Origin of the sequence: Cognatundibacterium curvum (genome assembly GCF_014284235.1) — a bacterium.
Lineage (GTDB): Bacteria > Pseudomonadota > Gammaproteobacteria > Burkholderiales > Burkholderiaceae_D > Undibacterium > Undibacterium curvum.
On record NZ_JACOGD010000040.1, the window covers coordinates 1 to 315 of the forward strand.

A 315-nucleotide genomic window follows, 5' to 3' on the forward strand; every position below is an offset into this window, starting at 1 on the left:
GCAGGGCGCCTTCATGGTGCTCTGTGGCTTTGATGCCGGAGTCAGCGATGAAGCGGAATGGGCTGCCTTCTTTGAGGGAAGCCGCACCTGCTTGCACAGAAGCGGATTTCCAGAATTTAGCGCGGGCATCTGTCGCCTGGCCAGACAGTTTGATCTGGTCAACGATTTTAGTGATCAGGATGTACCAGGAACCCATGGACATGATGACCATGATGATCAGTGTGCCTTTGGCGACGAAGTCACCGGTTTTCCAGAGTGCGTCCAGGCCATATGGGTTTTCGATGACTTCTTTGGCTGGGCCGGCTTCAGCAGCAG

General features: G+C 54.9%; 1 pseudogene. It reads right to left on the reverse strand.

Features of this window, described 5'->3' with window-relative positions:
* A pseudogene (locus H8K43_RS18770) lies at window positions 1-283 on the reverse strand (MotA/TolQ/ExbB proton channel family protein); the annotation flags it as partial.
* Window positions 284-315: the final 32 nt, after the last annotated feature.